Genomic DNA, 23,484 nt, shown 5'->3' with positions numbered 1-23,484 from the left:
GCATGACTATACGTTTCGTTGCACGTTTATGCAATCCATGCGGGCGGCGGCCCGCGTTCCGCGCGGGGGGTGGCCCCCGGAGTGATCTTTGCCCGGAGCCGTGGGCTGCGTAACCTCGGCCCGATGATCGCCATGACACCGATAACCGGCCTGGACCTGACCGGCTTCACCGAGCGTGAGCCCGGGCTGTGGACGGACGCGGCGGGACTCGTCCTGTCGGTCCACTTCTTCCCCCTCGTCCCCGACCTGCCCGCCGGGCTGCACGAGCCGGGGCGGCTCGGCGCGGGTCTGGCGCGGCTCGTCGCGCAGGCGGGCGGCGGACTGATCGAGGCGGAGCCCGGCTCCGTGGACGGCGTCCCGGCGGTCCGCCAGCTGGTCAAGATGCCCCTGGAGAGCAGGCCGGGGCAGGCGTTCCTCGCCTCCTGGACCGTGCCCAGGGCCGGGTCGAGCGTGGTCGTGAAGGTGCAGGCGGCCGAGGGCGCCACGACGGGCGTACGGGAGGCCTCGATCATGGCCCGGGTGGGTCCGGCCGCGTACTTCCGGCCGCACCCCTACGCGGACGGGGAACCCGGCGGTCTGCCCTGCCACGTCGGTGATCACGAGGAGTGGGACGCGCAGTTCCCCGGGCATCCGCTCACCCTCGTGCGCGCCGCGCTGCGCCGGATCACACCCACGGTCACCTTCGACGACCGGTTCAAGGCCCTGCCCCCGTTCGGCGGCCCGTCCGCCCCGCAGGCGCCCCCGGCCCCGCTCCCGCCGCAGCGGCAGGGACGGGGGCGGGGGCGGGGCTGGTTCCGGCGCGGGGAATCCTGAGGGCCGCTACCGCTGTCTGATCCGCAGGAAGGTGACCGAGTTCGCCGGGAAGGTGTAGGTGAACCGGTTCGCGACCCCGGTGAAGGTCGAGGTCACCGGGGCGACCGCGGTCCCGGTCTCCGTGTTGACCGCGTCCGGAGCGGCGGCCAGCGTCGTCACCCTCGCCCGGGAGGCGACCCGGGCGCCGCCGAGGTCGATCGCCGTGCGGGCCTGCGTGGACTGGGCGTTGACGACCTTGACGATCAGGTCGCCGGTCCGGTCGTCCTCGGTGACGACCTGGCGGAACGGCTCCGCGGGCTTGTCGTCGGTGAAGCTGCCCCACTCCTGGCCGTCGAGGTAGAGGGTGACCTGGCGGCCCCGCACCTTGACGTGGATGTCGTAGGCGCGGCCCGTCTCGACGGACCCGGCCTTGGAGATCAGCGTGGACTTGCCGCCGTCCACGGCCTGCTCGACGGCGGACCGGGTGTTGTTCCAGCCGCCCAGGTTCCACCAGTAGTAGTTGCCGGTGTCCTTGACGCCGAAGGCGACCAGGAAGCCTTCCTTGCCGGACTTCTTGGTGGCCTTCACCCGCAGGTCGTAGTCGTGCCAGGCGGGGTCGCCGGCGAAGACCATGGTGTTCTCGGCCGCGGTGTCGGTCTGTACGTACTGACCGTCCTGGAGCGACCAGCTGCCGCCGCCCGTGTGCGTCCAGCGGGAGGCGTCGCCGGAGAAGTCGTCGCTCAGCAGCGTGTCGCCGTTCGCGCCGGTCACCCGTACGTCGTCGTAGGCCGCGGAGGTGGCCCAGGTCGACAGGCCGACGGCGCCGGTGACGGGCCCCTGGAGCGAGGGCGTCCCGGTGGCCGTGGAGGGCACCACGCGGTCGCCGACGTTGGTCATGAACAGTTTCTGGACCTCGTAGTTGGCCGAGTTCCAGGAGGCGTGGTTGTTGAACCACACCAGGTCCGGCCGCCACTGGACGTAGTCCTCGTTGGCGAACAGCGGGGCGTAGGAGGCGAGCTTCACCACGTCGGCGTTGCGCTCCAGGCCGGTCATGTAGGCCGCTTCGGCGAGGCCGTTCTTGAAGGCGTTGCCCTGGGAGGCGTACTCACCGAGGAAGACCTTGGGGCCGCTGCGGTCGTAGGAGTCGTAGCGGTCGTTGTTCTGGAGGAACCACTGCGGACTGTTGTAGTAGTGCTCGTCCACCATCGCGACCCCGGCGTCCCGGTTGAGCTGCCAGGCCGTGTCGAAGATCTGGCCCGAGTCGTCCGGACCCGAGTTGGAGACGACGGTGACGTCCGGGTACTTCGCCTCGACGGCGGCGCGGAACTGCTCGAAGCGGGCGAAGAACTCGGCGGGCAGGTTCTCCTCGTTGCCGACCTCCAGGTGCGTGAGGCGGAAGGGCGCGGGGTGGCCCATCTGCGCGCGCTTCTTGCCCCAGGGGGAGGTGACGGGGCCGTTGGCGAACTCGATCAGGTCCAGGGTGTCCTGGATGTGGCGCTTCAGGAGCGCGTCGTCGACGACGGCCCGGTTCTGGCCGCAGCCGGTCACCAGGGCCGGCACGACGGGCAGCGGCATCGCGCCGACGTCCTCGGCGAAGCGGAAGTACTCGTAGTAGCCGAGCCCGTAACTCTGGTTGTATCCCCAGAAGTTGGAGTTGACGGCCCGTTCCTCGACGGGGCCGACGGTGTCCTTCCACTGGTAGGAGCGGGCGCGCTGCCAGCCGGAGGCCTCGCTGTAGTCCTGCATGGAGCCGGTGTTGACCAGGCAGCCGCCGGGGAAGCGCACGAAGCCCGGGTGCAGGGCGGCGATCTTCTCGGCGAGGTCCTTGCGCAGGCCGTTGGGCTCGTGCCGGTAGGTGTCCCGGGGGAACAGGGAGACCATGTCGAGGGCCGTCGCGGCCGAGGAGGCCACCGTCAGCCGGCCCTCGCTGCTGGTCCGGGTCGCCGTGAAGGTGGCCCGGTAGCGGGCCCAGCCCCCCTTGCGCACGGTCACCGCGCGGGCCGTGGCGAGCACACCGCCCGCGTCCTGGAGGCTCACCGTGAGCGCGCTGCCGCGCGCGGCGCGGGCCCACACCGAGAAGTCGTACCGCTTGCCCTGCTCGACGCGGACCCCGGTGTTGTAGCCGGCGTTGGTCACGGCGGAACCGGCGCCCAGGGAGAGGTAGTTGCGGTTGCGGTCGTTGAGCCGGCCGGCGTCGTCCAGGACCTGCGCGGTGCCGTCGACCGTCCAGGACGTCAGCGGGGTGTACGCCCTGTTGTCGACGGCGGAGTACTCGAAGGACCGGTTCTGCACGAGTTCGGCGTACAGGCCGCCGTCGGCCGCCCGGTTGATGTCCTCGAAGAAGACGCCGTACATCGTGTCGTCGATCTGCGCGCCCTGAGCTGCGGGATCGACGGTGAGGGCGTAGTCGGTCACGGTCTCGGCGTGCGCCGGGACGGGAACGAGGGCGGCGGCCGTCAGCAGGGCGGTGGTGGCGAGGCCCAGTCTCCAACGGGTGCGGGTGGTGCTGCGTGGCATGAATACTCCGCGGCTCGGTGAGGCGAGTTGTTCGAAATATCAGACAATGATCAGCACTTCGAACGGCAAGATAGGGAGGGGGCAGGGACGCGTCAATGGGGCGGACCGCAGCGAAAGTGTCGGAAGCGAGGACGCATGGAAGAGTTCCGGCCGGTGCCGGACGCCCTGGCCTACCTCCTGGGGAGCTGGCGGGTGACACGGTCGGTCCAGGACCGGGCGGGCGGCGGCGAGGGCCGCTTCGACGGCACCACGGTGTTCGGCCCGCTGGACGCGGGCGGGCTGCCGGACGCGGGCGGGCTGCTGCACGAGGAGGCCGGCACGTTCGTCTGGCTCGGGGTTCCCCGGCCCGCCGAGCGCACCCTGCGCTTCCTGCCGGGGCCCACGCCCGGCACGGCGGACGTACGGTTCGCCGACGGCCGCCCCTTCCACGACCTGGACCTGACGACCGGGCGGCACGTCGTCGGGCATCCCTGCTCCGCGGACCTCTACCGGGGCGAGTTCACCGTCCGGGACCCGGACCACTGGCGGACGGTCTGGCAGGTGGCGGGCCCCGCCAAGGACCTGCTGCTCACCACCGACTACGCGCGGCTGCGCTGAGCGGTGGCGCCTTCGAGGCGGAGGTTCCAGCGGCCGGCCCGGCCCGTGACGGTGGTCGTCGACAGCGGACGCACGTCGATGTTCCAGTACGTCGCGGGCGGCGCCTTCAGGGCGTACACCAGCGCCGCGCGGATCACGCTCGGCTCGGCGACGGCGACGATGCGGCCGCCGTCGCCCACCGGGCGGGTGTCGAGCCAGCCCGCGACCCGGGTGATGAACGCGAACAGCGACTCCCCGCCGTGCGGGGTGGCGAGCGGATCGGAGAGCCAGGCGTCCACGGCCTCCGGTTCGCGGGCCATCGCCTCGCCCAGGGTGAGACCGCGCCAGCGGCCCATGTCGCAGTCCCGCAGCGCGAGCTGGACCAGCGGGGCGTAACCGAGCGCGTCCCCGGTGGCGCGGCTGCGCGGGGTGGGCGAGCAGTAGCGCAGTTCCGCGGCGGCGAGGGGCAGCAGGGCGTCCGCCACCTGCAACACCTCGCCCCAGCCGTCCTGGTCCAGCGGCCGGTCGTCCTCGAAGCGTTCCGCGAGCAGCCCCGAGCTGCGAGCGGCGGCGACGAACGTGACCCTTAGTGGCATGCGGTGATGGTGAGCCGCCCTCCTGGGCGGGTCAAGGGGTGCCGGGTCACGGCCGGAAGAAAACTGACCGACGGGTCAGGATCTGCCGGACAAGTCCCCAGATAACCCGCGCCTCGGTCCCGGCTCCCCCGCCCACGGCTCACGCCGGCGCGGCCTTCGCGAAGATCAGCGCCATCCACTGCTCCGGCTTCTCCAGCGCCTCGAAGCCGACCTGCGCGTAGACGCCGTGCGCGTCGTGCGTGGCGAGCAGGATGCGCCGCAGCCGGTAGGGCCGCAGGTGGTCACGGACGGCGGCGACGAGGGCGGTCCCGACGCCCTTGCCGCGCACGGACCGGTCCACGTACACGTCGCACAGCCAGGCGAAGTCCGCGAGGTCGGTCACGACCCGCGCGTAGGCGACCTGCTCCCCCGTGGCCGTGTCGTAGACGCCGAAGTTCAGCGAACCGGCGATCGCCCGTTCCTGCTTCTCCCGCTCGCGCCCGGCCGCCCAGTACGCGTCCGTGGAGAGCCAGTGGTGGACCCGGTCGACGTCGATCCGGGCGGTGTCGGCGGATATCTCGTAGCCCGCGGCGAGGGGCGGAGTGGCGTTGACGGCGTTCATGGCCGGATCCTCACAAGACGTCGGTCGTCATGTCGAACGGTTTGCGGGGAACACCTCGTCGCACGCGGTCCTCAGCCGGCGCACCCCCTCAGCGATCTCCTCCGTCCCGCCGACGGCCGCGAAGCTCACCCGTACGTGGGCGGCCGGGGGTTCGGCGCTGAAGTAGGGCCGGCCCGGGGTGAGGGCCACGCCCGCGCGCAGAGCGGCCGCCGCGAACGCGCCCTCGTCGGCGCCGTCGGGCAGCCGCAACCACAGGTGGTAGCCGCCGGACGGGACGTGCGGCAGGGCCAGTTCGGGCAGCCGCAGTCGCAACGCGGAGGTCATCGCGTCCCGGCGGGTCCTCAACTCGGCCGCGACGGCCCGTAGATGGCGCGGCCAGGCCGGTGAGCCGACCAGTTCGAGGGCCGCCTCCTGGAGCGGGCGGGGGACGAAGAACGAGTCGACGACCTGGATGGCACGCAGGCGTTCCAGCACCGGACCACGGGCGGCCAGCGCGCTGACGCGGAAGCTGGGCGAGGTCGCCTTGGTCAGCGAGCCGACGTGGACGACGACGCCGTCGGGGTCGTCGGCGACGAGCGGGCGCGGCAGCCGACCGGCGTCCTCGTGCGCGAGCCGCCGCACGAAGTCGTCCTCGACGACGAAGGCGCCCGCCTCGCGCGCGGTCCGCAGGACCTGCCCGCGCCGGTCGGCGGCGAGGACGGCCCCGGTCGGGTTCTGGAACAGCGGCTGGCAGACGAAGACCCGGGCACCCGTCGCCCGGAACGCGTCGGCGAGCAGATCCGGCCGGACCCCGTCCGGGTCGACCGGGACCGGCACCGGCCGCAGGCCCGCCGCCCGGGCGATCGCGAGCATGCCCGGATAGGTGGGCGACTCGACGAGGACGGGCGCTCCGGGCGGGGCCAGGGCGCGCAGGGCGGTGGTGAGCGACGCCTGACCGCCCCCGCTGACCAGCACCTCGGCCGCGGTGACGGAGCCGCCGATGGCGCGCGCGAACCACTCGCGCAGCTCCGGCAGCCCCTCCATGGGCGGCCGGCCCCACGCGCCGGGCCGCCGCCCGGCCCGGGCCAGGGCCGCCGCCATCGCCCGCTCCGGCTGCAACGAGGGGTGCAGATAACCGCCGTTGAACTCGACCACGCCGGGCGGCGGGGCCGCCAGCGAGACCGTGACGCCCGCCGCCTCGACCGAGCGCGGCACGAGGTCGGCCGCGCCGTCCGCGCTCAGGGCGACCTCCTGCCAGGAGGTGTCCGCGGCCCGCGCGGGCCGCGCCGACGACGGCCGGGCCCGGAAGGCGCCCGCGCCGGGCCGGGTGACCACCAGCCCCTCGGCGGCGAGCCGCGCCAGCGCCCTCGAGACGGTCACGGGACTCACCCGGAACCGTTCCACCAGTGCCCGGCTCGACGGCAGCTTTCCACCCGGGGAGTAGCGGTCGAACTCCACCCGCAGCTGATCCGCCAGCTCACCCACACTGCTACGCTCTTGCATGAAGACACAGAGTAGCGCTATCGCCGGATCCGCGATAGCGGTCAGCACCCCGGAGTCCGCCTCCGGGTCCGCCTCCGGGCCCGCCTCCGGCGCGACCGCCGAAGCCGCCGACGACGCCGCTGCGCGCGGCGGCTCGCGGGCGGGCGGCCTCGGCACCCTCCTGGCGGCTCTCGGCGTCGTCGCCTTCTCCCTCACCTTCCCCGCGACGGCGTGGGGCCTCGAGGGGTTCGGCCCCTGGGCGCTGGTCTCGGTGCGCAGCGTCCTGGCCGCCCTGATCGCCGGCGGTTGTCTGCTCGTCCTGCGTGTCGCGCCGCCCGCCCGCCGGCACTGGGCGGGGCTCGCCGTCGTGGCCGCCGGTGTCGTCGTCGGCTTCCCCCTGCTCACCACGCTCGCGCTGCGGACGTCCACCACCGCGCACGCCGCCGTCGTGGTGGGTCTGCTGCCGCTGACGACCGCGCTGCTGTCCGCCCTGCGCATGGGAACCCGCCCCTCCCGCACCTTCTGGGCGGCGGCCCTCGCGGGCGCCGCCGCGGTGGTGGCGTTCACCGTGCAGCAGAGCGGCGGCGCCCTGACCAGCGCCGACCTGTACCTCTTCGGGGCGCTGCTGGTGTGCGCCGCCGGCTACACCGAGGGCGGTCGGCTGGCCCGGGTCATGCCGGGCTGGCAGGTCATCGGCTGGGCCCTGGTGTTCTGCCTGCCGCTCACCGTGCCCGCCGCCGCACTCGCCCTGGCCCACGAGCCCGTCCGGCTGACCGCGCACAGCGTCGCCGGGCTGCTGTGGGTGGCGGCGGGCTCGCAGTTCCTCGGCCTGGTCGTCTGGTACCGGGGCATGGCCGCCATCGGCATTCCCAAGGCCAGCCAGTTGCAGTTGGCGCAGCCCCTGCTCACACTGGTGTGGTCGGTGCTGCTGCTGGGCGAGCGCCTCACGCCCGCAGCCCCGCTGACGGCTGCTGCCGTGCTCGTCTGCATCGCCGTCACCCAGCGGGCCCGCGGCTAGCGCCGGCACCGCCGCTCCGGCACCCGGTGAGGAGGCCTCGCAGATGCGCGCAACCACGGGCGACCAGCTTGTCCAGCACGGCAGGGTGGTCGGGCAACACGACAAGGTCGGCGAGATCGTCGAAGTACTCGGCCAGGGAGGCAGTCCCCCGTACCGCGTCCGCTTCACGGACGGGCACGAGGGCCTCTGCTCGCCCGGCCCGGACACGGAGATCCGGCACCGCATGGCCGAGGAACAACGCTAGGACGGCGGTGGATCGAGCGGACCGACCACGCGATCAGCGCGGGGCCTGGGCCGGCTCGCGGTAGTGCTCGGCGACCACCCGGGCCATCGCGCCGATCGGGTCCTTGCGCACGTCCTTCGCGGCGAAGAAGACATGCCCGCGCACCTGGGGGTGAGCCGCGGCCAGCTCCAGATGGGCGGTGAGTTCGGCCGGGTCCTGCCAGGCCGCAGGCTGCGTGGGGTCGCCCGCCCGGTAGAGGGCCTCGCCGATGTAGAGGCGGGTACGGCTGCCCTTGGCCACCTCGGCCCACCAGGGCACGAGTTCGGCGTAGTCGGCGGCCGACAGCCCGATGTTCCAGTAGAGCTGCGGGACGACGTAGTCGAGCCAGCCCTCGCGGACCCACTTACGGGTGTCCGCGTGGATGTCGTCGTACGACTGGAGCGCGCGGGTGTCCGAGCCGCGCGAGTCGGTGGAGGCGTTGCGCCACACTCCGAACGGACTGATCCCGAACTGGGTGGTGGGCCGTACCGCCTTGATACGGGCGGCCGTCTCCAGCACCAGCTTGTCGATGTTGTCGCGCCGCCAGGCCGCCCGGCTGGAGAAGGCACCGCCGTAGGTGTCGTAGGCGGCCTCGTCGTCGAAGGTCTGGCCGGCCACCGGGTACGGGTAGAAGTAGTCGTCGAAGTGCACGGCGTCCAGCGGGTACTTCTTCACCGCGTCCATGATCGCGTCCTGCACGAAGGCGCGGACCTCGGGCAGACCCGGGTTGTAGTAGAGCCTGCCGCCGAACGGGACGACCCACTGCGGGTTCCTGCGCGCCGGATGCGAGGCGACGAGCTTCGTGGGGTCGTCATGGGTGGCGATCCGGTACGGGTTGAACCAGGCGTGCAGTTGCAGGCCCCGCGCGTGGGCCTCGGTGACCGCCGTGCCCAGCGGGTCCCACCCCGGCGACCTGCCCTGCGTGCCGGTGAGGACCTGCGACCACGGCTCGTACGGCGAGGGCCACAGCGCGTCGGCGGTGGGCCGCACCTGGAAGACCACCGTGTTGAGCCGCCGGCTCACCGCCAGGTCCAGCATGTCGATCAGCTCGGCGCGCTGCGCGGCGGCGCTCAGACCGGACCGTGACGGCCAGTCGCGGTTGCCGACCGTGGCCAGCCACATCCCCCGCATCTCGGTTGCCGCCCGCCGGCCCCCCGCGGGAGCGGCCGCCGCGCCCGTCGTGGTGAACGCCGTCAGCGCCGCCAGCGCGAACGCCCGCCGGGTCAGTCGCCCCATCGCACACATCCCCACACACTCTGCGGATCCGCTCGGTCACGGATCGTTTCGGGCTCCAGCATGCCTCCACCCCGGCGATCGATCATCGATACTTGCTAGTAACGTGCACGATCGGAGCAGGGCGGCCGGAACCCGGCGCCCCTGCACCTGCCATCAGAGTCAGCGCGGCGAAAGGGACGATGTGACGGGCACCCCAGCGGGAGATCTCTCACGGGTCGGAGTGGTGGGCTGCGGCCAGATGGGAGCGGGCATCGCCGAGGTCTGCGCCCGCGCCGGCCTGGACGTCCAGGTCGCCGAGACCACCGGCGAGGCTCTGGAGATCGGCCGTACCCGGCTGTTGAACTCCCTGGCCAAGGCCGCCGAGCGGGGCAAGATCTCCGAGGAGGAGCGCGACGCGGCGCTCGCGCGCCTCAGCTTCACCACCGACCTCGGCGAGTTCGCCGACCGCGATCTGGTGATCGAGGCGGTGGTCGAGAACGAGCAGGTCAAGACCGAGATCTTCCAGGTCCTCGACCAGGTCGTGACCCGCCCGGACGCCATCCTCGCCTCCAACACCTCCTCCATCCCGCTGGTGAAGCTGGCGGTCGCCACCTCGCGGCCCGACCACGTGGTCGGCATCCACTTCTTCAACCCGGCCCCGGTGCAGCAGCTCGTCGAGCTGATCCCGGCGCTGACCACCTCCGAGGGCACGCTCAGCCGGGCGCAGCTCTTCGCCGAGAAGGTGCTGGGCAAGCACGCGATCCGCGCCCAGGACCGGTCCGGCTTCGTCGTCAACGCCCTGCTGATCCCCTACCTGCTCTCCGCGATCCGGATGTTCGAGACGGGCATCGCCAGCCGCGAGGACATCGACAACGGCATGGAGATGGGCTGCGCCCACCCGATGGGTCCGCTGAAGCTGTCCGACCTGATCGGCCTGGACACCGTCGCTTCGGTGGCGCAGAGCATGTACGACGAGTACAAGGAGCCCCTCTACGCCGCTCCCCCGCTGCTCCAGCGCATGGTGGACGCGGGCCGGCTGGGCCGCAAGACCGGCTCGGGCTTCTACGCGTACTGATCGCACGCGCCTGTCCACCCGCGGGCCCGGCACTCCTCGGAGCGCCGGGCCCGCGGCGTTCACACGCCGTGTGCGCCCCGGGCCCGCATATGCCGCACGCACACTCTCCCTGCGGACCGGGCGGGCGGGTTCACTCATCATGTGCATGCAAGGGATGTGAGACGACTACGGAAAGGAGCGGACCCGTGAGTGCCGATCCCGAGCATCCCGTCGTCCATGGTGAACTCGCGGAGTTACGGCGTCGGCTCGACGTGGCGTACGCCCGCGTCGAGGGCGGACTCGCCCTGCTGACGCACCGCACCGAGGAGACCGCCAAGGAACTCGACGAGCTGAACACCCGCATGATCTCGCTCGAACACACGCGCTGGCCGTTGCCCTCGGTCGCGGCCCTGACCGCCCTGGGGGCACTGGTCGCCACGGTCTGGCAGGCGCTGGCCCACTAGCGGCCGTGCGGCGGCCGTCGTTCAGGCGAGCCTGAGGTGGTGCAGCAGCATCAGGGCGGCCGCCATGTTGGCGGCCGGGACCTCCCCCCTCGCCACCATGCCGGGGACGAGCCCGAGGTGGACCCACTCCCGGCGGTCCGATTCGAAGTCGTCCACCGGGTGTCCCACGTACTCGCCGTCGTCCGACCAGTAGATGTGGTGGACGGCGTCGGTGAGCCCGTTGGACGGCTCCACGCTCATCAGGTGGCGCAGCGGCCCCGGCCGCCAGCCGGTCTCCTCCTCGAGTTCCCTGGCGGCCGCGCGGGCGATGTCCTCGCCGTCCTCGACGACGCCCGCCGCGAGCTCCCACCCCCAGCTGTCGGTGATGAAGCGGTGCCGCCACAGCAGCAGGACCTCGTCGGCCTGGTTGACGACCGTCGCCACCGCCACCGGCCGCAGCCGTATGAGGAAGTGGTCCAGGTGCCGGCCGTCGGGCAGCTCCACATCTGCCAGATTGACGCTGAACCAGCGGTTTTCATACACAGTTTGTTCGTTCTGTTTCGTCCACTGCACGGTTCTGCCACCTTCCGTCGAGTGAGTGGCAATATCGCAGCAGGAACTATGCAGCGTCGGCCCGGCGGCCGGTTCTCGGTGCGGTGGCCGGACAGCCGGCCGGACCGGCTACAGCGGTACGCGCAGGGCCCCGTCGATGAGTTCGGCGGCCTCGGCCGTGCCCGCGCAGTCGCTGCGCACCAGGTGCTCGCGCACGGCCCGGAGTCTGTCGCGCAGGCGCTGCGACTCCATGCCCCGGGCCTGTTCGGCCATCTGCACCGCGGTGACCACCGCCTTGTCGGTGTTGCCCTGGCGCAGTTCGATCGTGCTCAGCATGGCGAGCCGGTGGACGCGGCCCCGGTCGTGCGCCGGGGTGCCGACGGCGGCGGCGGCGTGCTCGGCGGCGGCGGTCAGGTCGCCGAGACTGAGCAGCGCCTCCGCCACCTGGACGTTGACCAGGCCCGGCTGGACATAGCCGGTCTCGTCGGGCTCCCGTCCGGGCCGGATGCGGTCGGCGGCGGTCTCGGCACGCCGGATGCACGACAGGGCGCTCGTACCGTCACCGAGGTGGGCGTACGCCTTGGCCTGCATCGCGTACAGATCCGAGGAGAGCGCGGGGGTGATGTGCCGGCCCGCCGCCCGGAGCGCGGCCTCCGCGAAGGCGACGGCCTGCCGGTACTCCCGCATGAACAGCGACTGGTTGACGAGCAGCGCGATGACGTAGGCGCCAAGTCCCCGGTCGCCGCTGGCCTTCGCCAGCCTGAGCGCCTGGTGGAAGTAGCGCTGCGCCAGGCCGTGCGCGTCCGAGTCGTACGCGCAGATTCCGGCGACCGCGACCAACCCGCCTGTGGCGCGGTGCAGTTGACGTCCCGTCTCGTCGGTGTAGCTGCCGCGCAGCAGCGGCGCCGCCTCCGCGTTGAGGAAGCCGACGATACGGCTGCGGGTCGCGATGCCGCCGGCCTTGCGGTACAGCTGCTCGTAGTGGGCGCGGGCGGCCCGCAGCATCTCTATGTCGGACGGGGTGACGCGGTGCCGGCCGCCGCGGGAGACGTCCACGTCCTCGGGCGGGTTCTCCCACTCCCACACCGGCATCACGGCCGGCGTGCCGGTGACGGCGGGGGCTCCGAGGAGGTGCGGGCGCTGCTGCTCGTCGGAACGCCACAAGGCGGTTGCCCGCTCGACGAAGCCGGAGAGCGAGGTGCCGTGCGGGGCGGACGGCTCGCCCGGTACGCCGAGACCGATGTCGTCGAGGGTGACCGGCCGGTGCAGTCGCGCGGCGAGCACCTCGCAGATCAGGTCGGGCACCTGGCCCCGGGGGCGCTGGCCCTTGAGCCATCTGGCCACCGCCGTGTGCTCGTAGCGCAGCGCGAGTCCGCGGGCCCGGCCTGCCTGGTTGACGTGGGCGGCGAGGCCGGCATGCGACACGCCCGCCTCGTCCAGGATCGCGTCGAGCAGAGTGTTGGGCTGCATGGGTGCCCCCCGGTACCTCGGTCCCGGTCAGCGTAGTGGGTGCGTCTTCACACGGGGTGTGAACGGAGTACGCGCATCCGTAGCGTGCGCGCGCTGTCGCGCAGTGTTCGCGGGGGCTTGACTGGAATGCCTCGCGAGAGGTCCGCCGGGCCGTCGGCTCCCCCTCAAGAACGACGGCCCGGCGTTTCGCTCCGCGGGTTCGGCGGGTGCCCTGTGCGGGTGGGTATCCCCCCTGCCTTTCGCGCAGTTCCCCGCGCCCCTGACGGGGTGGGCCTGCCGCCCCGACTTCAAGTACGCGCAGTTCCCCGCGCCCCTGGGGAGGGTGGGCCTGCCGCCCGGACTTCATGCGCGCGTACGCGGGGGTTGATCGCGCAGTTCCTCGCGCCCCTGAGGGGCGCTCTCGACGGGGGCAGGGTGACCCCTCAGGGGCGCGGGGAACTGCGCGAACAGCCACAGCGGACCCGCAGGCAAAACGCGGACGGCCGGACCCACCCCCTCAGGGGCGCGGGGAACTGCGCGAACGGGTGCGGCGGGACGTGGCCGGCCTGGCGCATCCCCCTCAAGTGCCCCGCAGGGAAGTGCGCGGCCCGCACGCGAAGGTGCGTGGGGCCGCGCCCTGCATCAGCCGCGCAGCACCGCTCCCGTACGCTCGCCCGCCAGGGCGACCGCCGCGTCCCGCGCCGCCGACGCCTCGTCGACCGTCAGCGTCCGGTCGCCCGCCCGGAAGCGCAGCGCGTACGCGAGCGACTTGCGCCCGTCACCGAGCTGCTCGGCGTTCTCGTACACGTCGAACAGCCGGATGCCCTCCAGCAGTTCACCGGCACCCTCGCGCAGCGCGGCCTCGACCTCGGCGTGCGGCACGAACGCGTCGACGACGAGCGCGACGTCCTGCGTGGCGACCGGGAACGCCGAGATGCCCGGCGCCTGGGGCGTGTCGTCGCCGACCTGCTCCAGGACATCCAGGTCCAGCTCCATCGCGGAGGTGCGCGAAGGCAGCCCGAGCGCCTTCAGCACCCGCGGGTGCAGCTCACCGGCGTGGCCGACGACGCGCTCGGCGCCGTCGACGACGACCACCAGCTCGGCGCACCGGCCCGGGTGCCACGGACCGTACTGCCCGCCGCGGACGGTCAGTTCGGCACCGGCCTCCCGGGCGACGGACCGCGCCGCCTCGACCGCGTCGGCCCAGTCGGCCGGACGGCCCTTGCCCCACCAGCCAGCCTGCTCGCGGGCGCCCGCGAGGACGACGGCGACATGGCGCGGCTGCGCGGGGAGCACGGCGTCCAGCGAAGCGAGTTCCTCGTCGGTGGGGCGGCGGTCGACGGGCAGGTGCCCTGCGACGCGCTGCTCCTCGTGCGGCAGGAACACCAGCCCGGTCTCGAAGAGCGCCAGGTCGTGCGACCCGCGGCCGTCGTTGCGCCGCAGGGCGGCCAGCAGCCCCGGCAGCAGCGACGTACGGAGCGCGGGCTCCTCGTCGTTGAGCGGGTTGGTGAGCTTCACGACACGGCGGGCCGGGTCGTCCGCGTCCAGACCGAGCTGGTCGAAGACCTGCTCGCCGATGAACGGGTAGTTCGGCGCCTCGACGTAGCCGGCCCCGGCGAGGACGCGGCCGACCCTGCGGTGCAGCCGCTGACGGTGGGTGAGCCCGCGGCCGGAAGGCGGCTTGGGCAGCGTGGAGGGCAGGTTCTCGTAGCCCTCCAGCCGGATGACCTCCTCCGCCAGGTCGTTGGCCTCGGCGAGGTCGGGCCGCCACGACGGGACGGTGACGATCAGCTCGTCCTGCCCGTAGACGTCGCAGCCGATCTCCTGGAGCCGGCGGACGACGGTCTCGCGGCCGTACACGACACCCGCGACCTTGTCCGGGTGGTCCGCCGGGACGCTGATCGTGTGCGGGGCGGACGGGGCGATGATCTCCGTGACGCCCGCGTCGGCCGTACCGCCCGCGAGCAGCACCAGCAGGTCGACCGTGCGCTGGGCGGCGGCCGCGGCGGCCTGCGGGTCGACACCGCGCTCGAAGCGCCGGGACGCCTCGGAGGACAGCTTGTGCCGGCGGGCCGTGCGCGCGATCGACACGGCGTCGAAGTGGGCCGCCTCGATGACGACGTCGGTCGTGGAGGCACCCCCGTTCTCGGCGGCGTCGTGGTCGGCGATCTCGGTGTCGGCGCCGCCCATGACACCCGCGAGGCCGATGGGGCCGCGGTCGTCGGTGATCACCAGGTCCTCGGCGTGCAGCTCGCGCGTCACCCCGTCGAGGGTGACGATCCGCTCGCCCTCACCGGCACGGCGCACCCCGATGGTGCCCTGCACCAGCGAACGGTCATAGGCGTGCAGCGGCTGGCCGAGCTCCATCATCACGTAGTTGGTGATGTCGACGGCGAGCGAGATCGGGCGCATGCCGACCTTCTGGAGGCGGCGCTTCAGCCAGATCGGCGAGCGCGCCTCGGGCGTGAGACCGCTGACGGTGCGCGCGGTGAAGCGGTCGCAGCCCATCGGCTCGGAGACCTGCACCGGGTAGCCGAAGGCGTTCGGCGCCGGTACGTCGATCAGCGCCGGGTCGCGCAGCGCCAGGCCGTAGGCGATGGCGGCCTCGCGGGCGACACCGCGGATGGACAGGCAGTCGCCGCGGTTGGCGGTGACGGCGATGTCGAGGACCTCGTCGACCAGTTCGAGGAGCTCGATGGCGTCCTTGCCGACCTCGGTCTCCGGCGGCAGCACGATGATGCCGTGGCTGCCGTCGTCGCCCATGCCCAGCTCGTCGCCGGAGCAGATCATGCCGTGGGAGGTCTTGCCGTACGTCTTGCGCGCGGCGATCGCGAAGTCACCGGGCAGGACGGCGCCCGGGAGGACCACGACGACCTTGTCGCCGACGGCGAAGTTGCGGGCGCCGCAGACGATCTCCTGGGGCTCACCGGTGCCGTTGGCGGTGCCGACGTCGACGGTGCAGAACCGGATCGGCTTCTTGAAGCCCTCCAGCTCCTCGATGGTCAGGACCTGACCCACGACCAGCGGGCCCTTGAGGCCGGCGCCGAGCTGCTCGACGGTCTCGACCTCGAGGCCGGCCGACACCAGCTTGGCCTGCACGTCACGACCGGTCTCGGTGGCCGGCAGGTCGACGTACTCCCGCAGCCAGGAAAGCGGGACCCGCATCAGATCTCCATCCCGAACGGCCGGGTGAACCGGACGTCACCCTCGACCATGTCTCGCATGTCTTCGACGTTGTGGCGGAACATCAGCATCCGCTCGATGCCGAACCCGAAGGCGAACCCGCTGTACTTCTCCGGGTCGACGCCGCAGGCGGCCAGCACCTTGGGGTTGACCATGCCGCAGCCGCCGAGCTCGATCCAGCCCTCGCTGGAGCAGGTGCGGCAGGGACGGTCGGGGTTGCCGACGGACTCGCCGCGGCACACGTAGCACACCATGTCCATCTCGGCGGACGGCTCGGTGAAGGGGAAGAAGTTCGGCCGCAGCCGCGTCTTCATGCCCTCGCCGAACAGCGCCTGGACCATGTGGTCCAGGGTGCCCTTGAGGTCGGCCATGGTCAGGCCCTCGTCCACGGCGAGCAGCTCGACCTGGTGGAAGACCGGGGTGTGCGTGGCGTCCAGCTCGTCGGTGCGGTACACACGGCCGGGGCAGATCACGTACACCGGCAGCTCACGGCCGAGCAGCGAACGGATCTGGACGGGCGAGGTGTGGGTGCGCAGCACGACACCGGACTCGGTGCCGCCCTGCGGGCCCTGCACGAAGAACGTGTCGGCCTCGCCGCGGGCCGGGTGGTCCGGGCCGATGTTGAGGGCGTCGAAGTTGAACCACTCGGCCTCGACCTGCGGGCCCTCGGCGACCTCGTAGCCCATGGCCACGAAGACGTCCTCGATGCGCTCCGAGAGCGTGGTGAGCGGGTGGCGGGCGCCGGCCGGTACACGGTCGTACGGCAGCGTGACGTCCACCGCCTCCTCGACCAGCACGCGCTGGTCGCGCTCGGCCTCGAGCTCCTCCTGGCGCGTGGCGAAGGCCTTGTTCACGGCGCCCCGGGCCTGGCCGACCAGCTTGCCGGCGGCCGCCTTGGCGTGCGGGGGCAGGGCGCCGATCTCGCGGTTGGCGAGGGCCAGCGGGGAGGTGCCGCCGGTGTGGGCGACCTTGGCCTCCTGGAGCGCGTCGAGCGAGTCCGCGGCGGCGAAGGCGGCGAGCGCCTCGTCCCGCATGCGCTCGATCTCTTCCGGTTTCAGGGCCTCGACCTCTACCGGGTCGTACGACTTATTCGGTGCCGACATCTCTTCCCGTGCTTCCGATTGTCCCCCAGCTACCGCTGGGAGGTGCCCCCGAGCTGAAGGTCCCCGTCACCGACTCGCTCAGAGGTCAGAGGGCCGTCCATGGGACACAAAGGTGCCAGAGGCCGAGTCTAACGGGGTGGAGGTGGACGTATGCGCCCGCGGGCGGCCCGGGCGGATCTCAGACGAGATACGCGGGAACGCTCACGGGCAACGTAAATCGGAACTCGGCGCCGCCGCCCGGGGCGCGGCCGACCGTGATGACGCCGCCGTGGGCTTCCACGATGCCTTTGACGATGTACAGCCCGAGGCCGGTACCACCACGCTTGCTGCCCCGCCAGAAGCGGGTGAAGACGCGGTTCATGGACTCCTCCGGGATGCCTGCGCCCTCGTCGCTGACGGTGACCGACGTGCCGGTCTCCTCCCCCTCGCGGGGAGAGGGGGCGGGCGTGACGTCAATGGTGACGGTTCCCTCGCCGTGGCGCACCGCATTTTCCAGCAGGTTGCTGAGGACCTGGTCGACCTTGTCGGGGTCGGCCCACAGCGCGGGCAGCGGCTGTTCGAGGCGCAGCAGGAAGCGGTCGGCGGGCTGTCCGGCGGCCACGTACGCCTGGATGTGGCGTCCCACGGCCGCGCCCATGTCGACGGGCTGGCGGCGCACCTCCAGCCGCCCGGAGTCGATGCGCGAGATGTCGAGCAGCTCGGCGATGAGGCGGGTGACGCGGTCCGCGTCGGCGTCGACCGTCTCCAGCATCAGCCGCTTCTGGTCGTCGGTGAACCGCGACCACTTGGCGAGCAGGGTGGCGGTGAAGCCCTTGACCGAGGTGAGGGGGGAGCGCAGCTCGTGGGCGACCGTGGCGATCAGTTCGGCGTGGCTGCGTTCGGTGCGGCGGCGGGCCTCGGTGTCGCGGAGCGAGACGACGACCCGGCGGACGGGTCCGGTGGGTTCGCTGCGGACGTACCGCACGGAGACGAGCACCTCGCGCCCGCCGGGCAGCAGCAGGTTGCGCTCGGGCTGGCCGACCCGGATGGCGAGGCCGCCGTAGGGATCGGTGAGCTGCCACCAGCGGCGGCCTTCGAGGTCCTCCAGCGGCAGGGCCTTGTCGAGCCGCCGGCCGAGGGCGTCCTCCGCGCGGACGGCGGTGATGCGCCGGGCGGCGGCGTTGAAGCAGACGACGAGCCCCTGCTCGTCGGCGACCACGAGCCCGTCGGGCAGATCGTCGGGGTCGATGCCGAGGCCGGTGAAATCACCGGCCGGCGGGGGCGCGGAGCCGTCGGGTGCGGCCTGCGCATCCCGTGTACCGCTCGTGCCGACGCTCATTCCCCGTACCCCACCTCTCAGACGGCTGAGGGGCCCCCGAGCTGGTCACCCTACTAGCTCTCGGTGACGGAGCGGCACCCTCCGGAGGCGCGCTGTGCACGGGCCGATGCGTAGAGACATACGGCGGCGGCGGTCGCGAGGTTCAGGCTTTCGGCCTTCCCGTGGATCGGGACGCGTACGACGGCGTCCGCGAGGCCGCGCGTCTCCTCGGGCAGGCCCCAGGCCTCGTTGCCGAAGACCCATGCCGTGGGGGTGCCCATCGTGCCGTTGTCCAGCTCGTCGTCGAGGTCGTCGTCCCCGGCGCCGTCGGCGGCGAGGACCCGGACCCCGGCGTCCTTGAGCCCGGCCACGGCGTGCTCGACGGGGACGCCGACCGCCACGGGCAGGTGGAAGAGGGAGCCGACGGAGGCGCGCACGGCCTTGGGGTTGTAGACGTCGACGGAGGCGTCGGTCAGGACGACGGCGTCGGCGCCGGCGGCGTCCGCGCACCGCAGGACGGTGCCGGCGTTGCCGGGGTCGCGCACATGGGCCAGCACGGCGACGAGCCGCGGGCGGGCGGCGAGGATCTCCTCGAAGGGCGTGTCCAGGAACCGGCAGACCCCGACGAGCCCCTGCGGGGTGACGGTGGTGGAGATGTCCTCGATGACCTGCTCGGCGGCGAGGTGCACCCGGGCGCCGGCGGCCCGGGCCCCGGCGATGATGTCGGCGTACCGCTCTGCCGCCTCGGTGGTGGCGAACAGCTCCACGAGGGTCGCCCCGCCGGCGGACCGGTGGGCGGCCGCCTCCCGCACGGCCTGCGGCCCCTCCGCGAGGAACAGCCGCTCCTTGCCCCGGAAGTTCCGCCGCCCGAGCCGACGGGCGGCCGCGACACGGGGGGAACGGGAGGAGATCAGCTCGGGGCTGGCGGGGGACATGTACTCGTTCACCTTCGGTAAGGGGCTTTTCAGGGGCGCGGGGAACTGCGCGACCGGCCACGGACGGCCGTCACTCGAACGACGGCCTCGGGGTGCGTCAGCGACAAAGGACCCGCAGGCTGAAACCTGCGGGTCCTTCGGTCACGTCGGCCTGGGCCGGCGCAGCGTCACGCGGCCTTGGGCGCGTTCACGTCCGCCGGGAGGGCCTTCTGCGCGACCTCGACCAGCGCGGCGAAGGCGGTGGCGTCGTTCACGGCGAGCTCGGCGAGGATCTTGCGGTCCACCTCGATGTTCGCGGCGTTCAGACCCTGGATGAAGCGGTTGTAGGTGATGCCGTTGGCGCGGGCAGCGGCGTTGATGCGCTGGATCCACAGCCGGCGGAAGTCGCCCTTGCGCTTCTTGCGGTCGTTGTAGTTGTAGACCAGCGAGTGGGTGACCTGCTCCTTGGCCTTGCGGTACAGGCGCGAACGCTGACCGCGGTAGCCGGAGGCCGCCTCGAGGATCGCCCGGCGCTTCTTGTGGGCGTTGACTGCCCGCTTGACGCGTGCCACTTGTTTGACTCCTTGTAGCGGGGCCGTGGGGGGTACTCACACGACCCGGAAATAGATGGGGTCCCGGTCCGACATCAGGCGCGTGTCACACGCGCCCGACGTCACTTGCCGAGAAGCTTCTTGATCTTCGCGGCGTCGCCCGGGGCCATCTCGGCGTTGCCGGTGAGGCGGCGCGTCACGCGGGACGACTTGTGCTCGAGCAGGTGGCGCTTGCCGGCGCGCTCACGGAGCACCTTGCCGGAGCCGGTGATCTTGAAGCGCTTGCTGGCACCGCTGTGCGACTTGTTCTTCGGCATAGCGCCGTTCTCTCCTCGTCGGTGGCGTTCCGGTGCCCGGTCGTGAAACCGGGCACGGTGGAACGTCGCTTGTATCGGTTATGTCCGCGGGACTCGCACCCCGTGGATCACGCCTCGGCGGAAGCCTCGGCAGGGGCCTCGGCGTCGGCCGCGGCCACGTCACCCTCGGCGTTCACGGCGTCGGCGTCCGCGGCGTTCTGCGAACGACCCGGGTTGGCCTTCGCCTCGGCCTTGCGGGCCTCCTGCGCCTGGCGCGCCTCGGCCATGGCCTCGGTCTTCTTCTTGTGCGGGCCGAGAACCATGATCATGTTCCGGCCGTCCTGCTTCGGGTTCGACTCGATGAAGCCGAGGTCCTCGACGTCCGACGCGAGACGCTGAAGCAGTCGGTAGCCGAGCTCCGGCCGGGACTGCTCGCGACCACGGAACATGATCGTGATCTTGACCTTGTCGCCCTGCTTGAGGAACCGGACGACGTGACCCTTTTTGGTGTCGTAGTCGTGCGGGTCGATCTTCGGCCGGAGCTTCATTTCCTTGATGACCGTGTGCGCCTGGTTCTTGCGCGCCTCACGGGCCTTCATGGCCGACTCGTACTTGAACTTCCCGTAGTCCATGAGCTTGCAGACCGGCGGGCGTGCGCTCGCCGCCACCTCGACCAGGTCGAGGTCGTACTCCTGCGCAAGCTCCAGGGCCTTGGCAAGCGGCACGATGCCGACCTGCTCGCCACTGGGACCGACAAGTCGCACTTCGGGAACGCGAATCCGGTCGTTGATGCGGGGCTCGGTGCTGATGGATCCTCCTTGGTAGCACCACACGGCGGTCTGGCGGACGGCCGCGTAACGTCTGTGTTCGGTAGTCTCGTCAACCACGCCGAAGCACAAAAAATGCCCCGAACGATCACATGCGGGGCTCCAAGCACTACCGGAGCACCGCCGCGAGGATCGCGGGGCGCACTACCGGGCGACTCCATCGTCCGTACGGAACGATGGTGGCCGCCTGACCGGGGTGACCCGCCGTCCCTGGGGGCGGTCGGGTGGGAGTTCGGAGCCTCCACTTGTGGGCCGGAACCGCCTGCTGAGGGGCACGCGTGTCCGACCGGTCGTTACACGAGATTACCAGTCCGCGCCAGGAACGGCCAATCGAGCCTCGGTAGGAGGCCCCGGCCGAGCTGCGCCTATCGTGTGGGGCATGAGTGAGACCTCCCCCGCCGGCCCCGCCGGGACGCCCGGCAACCCCGACTTCGACGAGATGACCCGCGACATCGCGGAGGTCCCCGCGGTCGAGGTGATCGTGACGGTCGCCGTCAACCTGATGAGCGCAGCCGCCGTGAAGCTGGGGCTCACCGAGGAGGGCGACAAGTACAAGGACCTCGACGAGGCCCGCAAGCTGATCCACGCCCTCGCCGGTCTGCTGGACGGCAGCGCGACCGAGATCAGCTCCTTCCACGCGGCCCCGCTGCGCGACGGCCTGAAGTCGCTCCAGCTGGCCTTCCGCGAGGCCTCCCTCGTCCCGGACGAGCCGGGCCAGGGCCCGGGCGAGAAGTACACGGGCCCGATCTACGGCTGACGCGGGCACCCCGGCCCGGCCCTGATCCGGCCGGGCCGCGGCCGGCACCGGTCCGGCATCGGTCCGGGTGCTCAGATCTTTCTGTACAGGGGCTCGCCCGGAGGCGTCGTCCCGGCCGGCAGGACTGCCAGGTCGAGACCGCGCACCAGGCGGGCCCTCAGCGTCTCGTCGGCGGCCAGCCGCCCGGCCACCGCCCGGACGGCCTCGGCGGGGACGGCGGCCGGGTCGAGGACGAGGGCGAGCGTGCCGTCGGCCTGCCCGGGCCCGAGGTGCGCGATGAGCACCGCCGGTTCGGCGGCCACCGCGGCCCGTACCGCCGCGACCACGGCCGGGTCGGCGAGGGGGTCGGCCGACGTACGGCCCTCGGCGAGCGCCAGCAGGGCCGGTCCGCTCAGTTCGAAGGTCACCGGTCCGGCCAGGTCGAGGACCACCGTGTCCGCCTTCTCGTGCGCGGCGGCGCGCAGCGCCTGGTGCAGGGGGACGGCGACCGGACGGGCCTCGGGGTCCCAGCGGGCCAGGGTCTCCGTCGAGGTGAAGGCGGGCAGCGCGGTGCGGGCGCCGGCCTTCAGCGTGGGGACGGCCATGTCGCTGGTCTTCTCGCGGCGCAGCCCGTTCTCGTCCTCCTCGACCTCGCCGAGCACGGCGACCACCGGCACGAGCAGCCGGGCTCCTTCGAGGGCGGCGAGGACCGGGCCCACGGCGGTGCGGTCCTCGGCCCAGGCGGAGAGCGCCGCGCTCAGCCTCGGGTCGGCCGAGCCGTCGTCGTCGGAGAAGCCGGGGTCGGGGATGTTCTTGTTCGCCACGGTCGTCGACCCTATCGGGGGGAGGCCGCCGCGCTCGTGCGGGGCCCGGAACGCGGCGGTGCCGGGCTTTCACGGGATTCTCAGACATCCCTGACGGGTCTCTCATCCGCGTCCCACGGCGTGCACAGTCGCGGCCCCGACCATCGGCGGTCATGGAGTCCTCCAGAGCACGCCGCGGTCGCGCGCGCACCTCCCGGCGCCGCCCCCTGCTGTACACCGCGCTCACCACGGTCGCCGTCCTCGGCGCGACCGCGGGCGGCACCGTCTACGTGCGGGCCCAGGCGGGGCCGGGCCCGGGGGCCGTATCGTCGTCGTCCGTGACGCCGTCGGCGTCCGGAGCGGGGAGCGGGGAGGCGACGGTGGATTCGGTGGCGGCACCGGAGAGGGACGACGACGCGCTGCTGGCGTCCGCACTGGAGTCGGTGACGGTGCCCGACGGCGCGGCCGTGTCCGTGGCCGTGCTCGACCTGGACTCCGGCGCCGCGGCCACCTACGGCGACGGCGCCTTCGACACGGCGAGCATCGTCAAGGTGGACATCCTCGCGGCCCTGCTGCTCCAGGCGCAGGACGCGGACCGGCGTCTCACGGCGGCGGAGAAGACGTACGCCACGGCGATGATCGAGAACAGCGACAACGACTCCGCGTCGGCGCTGTGGCGGATCATCGGCGAGGCCGGCGGGCTCGACGCCGCGAACGAGCGGCTGGGGCTGACGGGCACCACGGGCGGTGACGGCATGCTGTGGGGGCTGACGCAGACCACGGCCGCCGACCAGCTGACCCTGCTGCGGCAGGTCTTCGGGGACGACTCGGAGCTGAGCGAGGCGTCGCGCGCGTACGTCCGGGGCCTGATGGGGCAGATCGCCGCGGATCAGCGCTGGGGGGTGTCGGCGGCGGCCGACGGGTCTTCGTGGGCGCTGAAGAACGGCTGGCTGGCCCGCAGCACGACAGGGCTGTGGGACATCAACAGCATCGGCCGGGTGACCGCCGGCGGGCGCGACTGCCTGGTGGCCGTGCTGTCGAACGGCAACGCGACGCAGGCGGCCGGCATCTCGCTGGTGGAGCAGGTGGCCCGGACGGCGGTCCCGGCGCTGCTGGGAGACGGCGAACCGTCGTCGACGTCCGCACCCGCGACTGTGTCCACGTCCGCGCCGGTATCCGCCTCAGCCGCCTCGGAAGCCTCCGCCGGATAGCCGTCGCGGCCGCCGGGCGGGCCGGCG

23 protein-coding genes are annotated in these 23,484 nt (G+C 72.4%); 8 read left to right on the top strand and 15 right to left on the bottom strand.

Translation table 11 applies throughout. From position 1 onward, the window contains the following. Window positions 1-132: 132 nt before the first annotated feature. Window positions 133-813 carry a hypothetical protein gene (locus tag Saso_RS05560; RefSeq protein WP_189926473.1) on the top strand — a complete coding sequence of 227 codons (681 nt, stop codon included), beginning with the start codon at window positions 133-135 and terminating at the stop codon, window positions 811-813. Between the two features lie 6 nt (window positions 814-819). Here Saso_RS05560 and Saso_RS05555 read toward each other — a convergent pair whose 3' ends face one another. Then, the gene (locus Saso_RS05555) at window positions 820-3,309 is read right to left on the bottom strand and encodes an alpha-L-arabinofuranosidase C-terminal domain-containing protein (protein ID WP_189926319.1); all 2,490 of its coding nucleotides are present in this window, start codon (window positions 3,307-3,309) and stop codon (window positions 820-822) included. 135 nt (window positions 3,310-3,444) lie between these two features. On the opposite strand from Saso_RS05555, the gene Saso_RS05550 reads away from it, so the two are divergent. Further along, window positions 3,445-3,906 carry a DUF6314 family protein gene (locus Saso_RS05550; RefSeq protein ID WP_189926321.1) on the top strand — a complete coding sequence of 154 codons (462 nt, stop codon included), beginning with the start codon at window positions 3,445-3,447 and terminating at the stop codon, window positions 3,904-3,906. On the opposite strand, the gene Saso_RS05545 is transcribed toward Saso_RS05550, so the two are convergent. From Saso_RS05545 to Saso_RS05535, 3 genes are all read right to left on the bottom strand, one after another. Beyond that, complete coding sequence (locus Saso_RS05545) at window positions 3,888-4,481, bottom strand: histidine phosphatase family protein (RefSeq protein WP_189926323.1); 594 nt, start codon at window positions 4,479-4,481, stop codon at window positions 3,888-3,890. The genes Saso_RS05550 and Saso_RS05545 overlap by 19 nt on opposite strands. Window positions 4,482-4,620: 139 nt before the next feature. Then, complete coding sequence (locus Saso_RS05540) at window positions 4,621-5,082, bottom strand: GNAT family N-acetyltransferase (protein WP_189926325.1); 462 nt, start codon at window positions 5,080-5,082, stop codon at window positions 4,621-4,623. Between the two features lie 27 nt (window positions 5,083-5,109). After that, a complete protein-coding gene (locus Saso_RS05535; protein WP_189926326.1) occupies window positions 5,110-6,564 on the bottom strand; it encodes an aminotransferase-like domain-containing protein in 1,455 nt (484 codons plus the stop codon). On the opposite strand from Saso_RS05535, the gene Saso_RS05530 reads away from it, so the two are divergent. Continuing rightward, the gene (locus Saso_RS05530) at window positions 6,563-7,561 is read left to right on the top strand and encodes a DMT family transporter (protein ID WP_189926328.1); all 999 of its coding nucleotides are present in this window, start codon (window positions 6,563-6,565) and stop codon (window positions 7,559-7,561) included. The genes Saso_RS05535 and Saso_RS05530 overlap by 2 nt on opposite strands. Before the next feature lie 43 nt (window positions 7,562-7,604). Next, window positions 7,605-7,805, top strand: coding sequence for a DUF1918 domain-containing protein (locus tag Saso_RS05525; RefSeq protein ID WP_189926330.1), 201 nt, complete (start codon window positions 7,605-7,607; stop codon window positions 7,803-7,805). 33 nt (window positions 7,806-7,838) lie between these two features. Here Saso_RS05525 and Saso_RS05520 read toward each other — a convergent pair whose 3' ends face one another. Continuing rightward, complete coding sequence (locus Saso_RS05520) at window positions 7,839-9,059, bottom strand: glycoside hydrolase family 10 protein (protein WP_189926332.1); 1,221 nt, start codon at window positions 9,057-9,059, stop codon at window positions 7,839-7,841. A 181-nt stretch (window positions 9,060-9,240) separates the two neighbouring features. Here Saso_RS05520 and Saso_RS05515 point away from each other — a divergent pair, with 181 nt between their 5' ends. After that, a complete protein-coding gene (locus tag Saso_RS05515; protein WP_189926334.1) occupies window positions 9,241-10,113 on the top strand; it encodes a 3-hydroxybutyryl-CoA dehydrogenase in 873 nt (290 codons plus the stop codon). A 185-nt stretch (window positions 10,114-10,298) separates the two neighbouring features. Further along, window positions 10,299-10,556 carry a hypothetical protein gene (locus Saso_RS05510; RefSeq protein ID WP_189926336.1) on the top strand — a complete coding sequence of 86 codons (258 nt, stop codon included), beginning with the start codon at window positions 10,299-10,301 and terminating at the stop codon, window positions 10,554-10,556. 21 nt (window positions 10,557-10,577) lie between these two features. Here Saso_RS05510 and Saso_RS05505 read toward each other — a convergent pair whose 3' ends face one another. From Saso_RS05505 to infC, 9 genes are all read right to left on the bottom strand, one after another. Beyond that, on the bottom strand, window positions 10,578-11,108 hold the full coding sequence (locus Saso_RS05505) for an NUDIX hydrolase (protein ID WP_189926338.1): 531 nt from the start codon (window positions 11,106-11,108) through the stop codon (window positions 10,578-10,580). Between the two features lie 108 nt (window positions 11,109-11,216). After that, a complete protein-coding gene (locus Saso_RS05500; protein ID WP_189926340.1) occupies window positions 11,217-12,557 on the bottom strand; it encodes a transcriptional regulator in 1,341 nt (446 codons plus the stop codon). Between the two features lie 621 nt (window positions 12,558-13,178). After that, window positions 13,179-15,701 carry a phenylalanine--tRNA ligase subunit beta gene (pheT, locus tag Saso_RS05495; RefSeq protein WP_189926341.1) on the bottom strand — a complete coding sequence of 841 codons (2,523 nt, stop codon included), beginning with the start codon at window positions 15,699-15,701 and terminating at the stop codon, window positions 13,179-13,181. Further along, window positions 15,701-16,822, bottom strand: a complete 1,122-nt coding sequence (gene pheS, locus Saso_RS05490) for a phenylalanine--tRNA ligase subunit alpha (protein WP_189926343.1) — start codon at window positions 16,820-16,822, stop codon at window positions 15,701-15,703. The genes pheT and pheS overlap by 1 nt, the downstream gene beginning before the upstream one ends. 178 nt (window positions 16,823-17,000) lie before the next feature. After that, window positions 17,001-18,140: a sensor histidine kinase gene (locus tag Saso_RS05485; protein WP_189926345.1), complete on the bottom strand. Its 1,140-nt coding sequence runs from the start codon at window positions 18,138-18,140 to the stop codon at window positions 17,001-17,003. A 53-nt stretch (window positions 18,141-18,193) separates the two neighbouring features. Next, window positions 18,194-19,054, bottom strand: coding sequence for a TrmH family RNA methyltransferase (locus Saso_RS05480; protein ID WP_189926347.1), 861 nt, complete (start codon window positions 19,052-19,054; stop codon window positions 18,194-18,196). Window positions 19,055-19,221: 167 nt separating this feature from the next. Continuing rightward, entirely contained in the window at window positions 19,222-19,605 is a 384-nt protein-coding gene (rplT, locus tag Saso_RS05475) for a 50S ribosomal protein L20 (protein ID WP_020132316.1), read from the bottom strand. A 101-nt stretch (window positions 19,606-19,706) separates the two neighbouring features. Continuing rightward, complete coding sequence (gene rpmI / locus Saso_RS05470; protein ID WP_003977225.1) at window positions 19,707-19,901, bottom strand: 50S ribosomal protein L35; 195 nt, start codon at window positions 19,899-19,901, stop codon at window positions 19,707-19,709. A gap of 107 nt (window positions 19,902-20,008) precedes the next feature. Beyond that, the gene (gene infC, locus Saso_RS05465) at window positions 20,009-20,713 is read right to left on the bottom strand and encodes a translation initiation factor IF-3 (RefSeq protein ID WP_189926475.1); all 705 of its coding nucleotides are present in this window, start codon (window positions 20,711-20,713) and stop codon (window positions 20,009-20,011) included. 373 nt (window positions 20,714-21,086) lie between these two features. On the opposite strand from infC, the gene Saso_RS05460 reads away from it, so the two are divergent. After that, window positions 21,087-21,464: a DUF1844 domain-containing protein gene (locus Saso_RS05460; protein ID WP_189926348.1), complete on the top strand. Its 378-nt coding sequence runs from the start codon at window positions 21,087-21,089 to the stop codon at window positions 21,462-21,464. A 71-nt stretch (window positions 21,465-21,535) separates the two neighbouring features. On the opposite strand, the gene Saso_RS05455 is transcribed toward Saso_RS05460, so the two are convergent. Then, complete coding sequence (locus Saso_RS05455) at window positions 21,536-22,267, bottom strand: SseB family protein (protein WP_189926349.1); 732 nt, start codon at window positions 22,265-22,267, stop codon at window positions 21,536-21,538. A 152-nt stretch (window positions 22,268-22,419) separates the two neighbouring features. On the opposite strand from Saso_RS05455, the gene Saso_RS05450 reads away from it, so the two are divergent. Beyond that, window positions 22,420-23,457, top strand: a complete 1,038-nt coding sequence (locus Saso_RS05450) for a serine hydrolase (RefSeq protein WP_189926350.1) — start codon at window positions 22,420-22,422, stop codon at window positions 23,455-23,457. Window positions 23,458-23,484: the final 27 nt, after the last annotated feature.

Origin of the sequence: Streptomyces asoensis (assembly GCF_016860545.1) — a bacterium.
GTDB classification, from domain to species: Bacteria; Actinomycetota; Actinomycetes; order Streptomycetales; family Streptomycetaceae; genus Streptomyces; species Streptomyces asoensis.
Note: the sequence above shows the minus strand (reverse complement) of the source record. Positions and strands in the feature narration are given on the sequence as shown.

Bases quoted from the DNA above. Each gene is read 5' to 3' on its own strand.
- Saso_RS05560 (WP_189926473.1), top strand. From the start codon at position 133: ATGACACCGATAACCGGCCTGGACCTGACCGGCTTCACCGAGCGTGAG.
- Saso_RS05555 (WP_189926319.1), bottom strand. From the start codon at position 3,309: ATGCCACGCAGCACCACCCGCACCCGTTGGAGACTGGGCCTCGCCACC.
- Saso_RS05550 (WP_189926321.1), top strand. From the start codon at position 3,445: ATGGAAGAGTTCCGGCCGGTGCCGGACGCCCTGGCCTACCTCCTGGGG.
- Saso_RS05545 (WP_189926323.1), bottom strand. From the start codon at position 4,481: ATGCCACTAAGGGTCACGTTCGTCGCCGCCGCTCGCAGCTCGGGGCTG.
- Saso_RS05540 (WP_189926325.1), bottom strand. From the start codon at position 5,082: ATGAACGCCGTCAACGCCACTCCGCCCCTCGCCGCGGGCTACGAGATA.
- Saso_RS05530 (WP_189926328.1), top strand. From the start codon at position 6,563: ATGAAGACACAGAGTAGCGCTATCGCCGGATCCGCGATAGCGGTCAGC.
- Saso_RS05535 (WP_189926326.1), bottom strand. From the start codon at position 6,564: ATGCAAGAGCGTAGCAGTGTGGGTGAGCTGGCGGATCAGCTGCGGGTG.
- Saso_RS05525 (WP_189926330.1), top strand. From the start codon at position 7,605: ATGCGCGCAACCACGGGCGACCAGCTTGTCCAGCACGGCAGGGTGGTC.
- Saso_RS05520 (WP_189926332.1), bottom strand. From the start codon at position 9,059: ATGGGGCGACTGACCCGGCGGGCGTTCGCGCTGGCGGCGCTGACGGCG.
- Saso_RS05500 (WP_189926340.1), bottom strand. From the start codon at position 12,557: ATGCAGCCCAACACTCTGCTCGACGCGATCCTGGACGAGGCGGGCGTG.
- pheT (WP_189926341.1), bottom strand. From the start codon at position 15,701: ATGCGGGTCCCGCTTTCCTGGCTGCGGGAGTACGTCGACCTGCCGGCC.
- pheS (WP_189926343.1), bottom strand. From the start codon at position 16,822: ATGTCGGCACCGAATAAGTCGTACGACCCGGTAGAGGTCGAGGCCCTG.
- Saso_RS05485 (WP_189926345.1), bottom strand. From the start codon at position 18,140: ATGAGCGTCGGCACGAGCGGTACACGGGATGCGCAGGCCGCACCCGAC.
- Saso_RS05480 (WP_189926347.1), bottom strand. From the start codon at position 19,054: ATGTCCCCCGCCAGCCCCGAGCTGATCTCCTCCCGTTCCCCCCGTGTC.
- rpmI (WP_003977225.1), bottom strand. From the start codon at position 19,901: ATGCCGAAGAACAAGTCGCACAGCGGTGCCAGCAAGCGCTTCAAGATC.
- Saso_RS05460 (WP_189926348.1), top strand. From the start codon at position 21,087: ATGAGTGAGACCTCCCCCGCCGGCCCCGCCGGGACGCCCGGCAACCCC.
- Saso_RS05450 (WP_189926350.1), top strand. From the start codon at position 22,420: ATGGAGTCCTCCAGAGCACGCCGCGGTCGCGCGCGCACCTCCCGGCGC.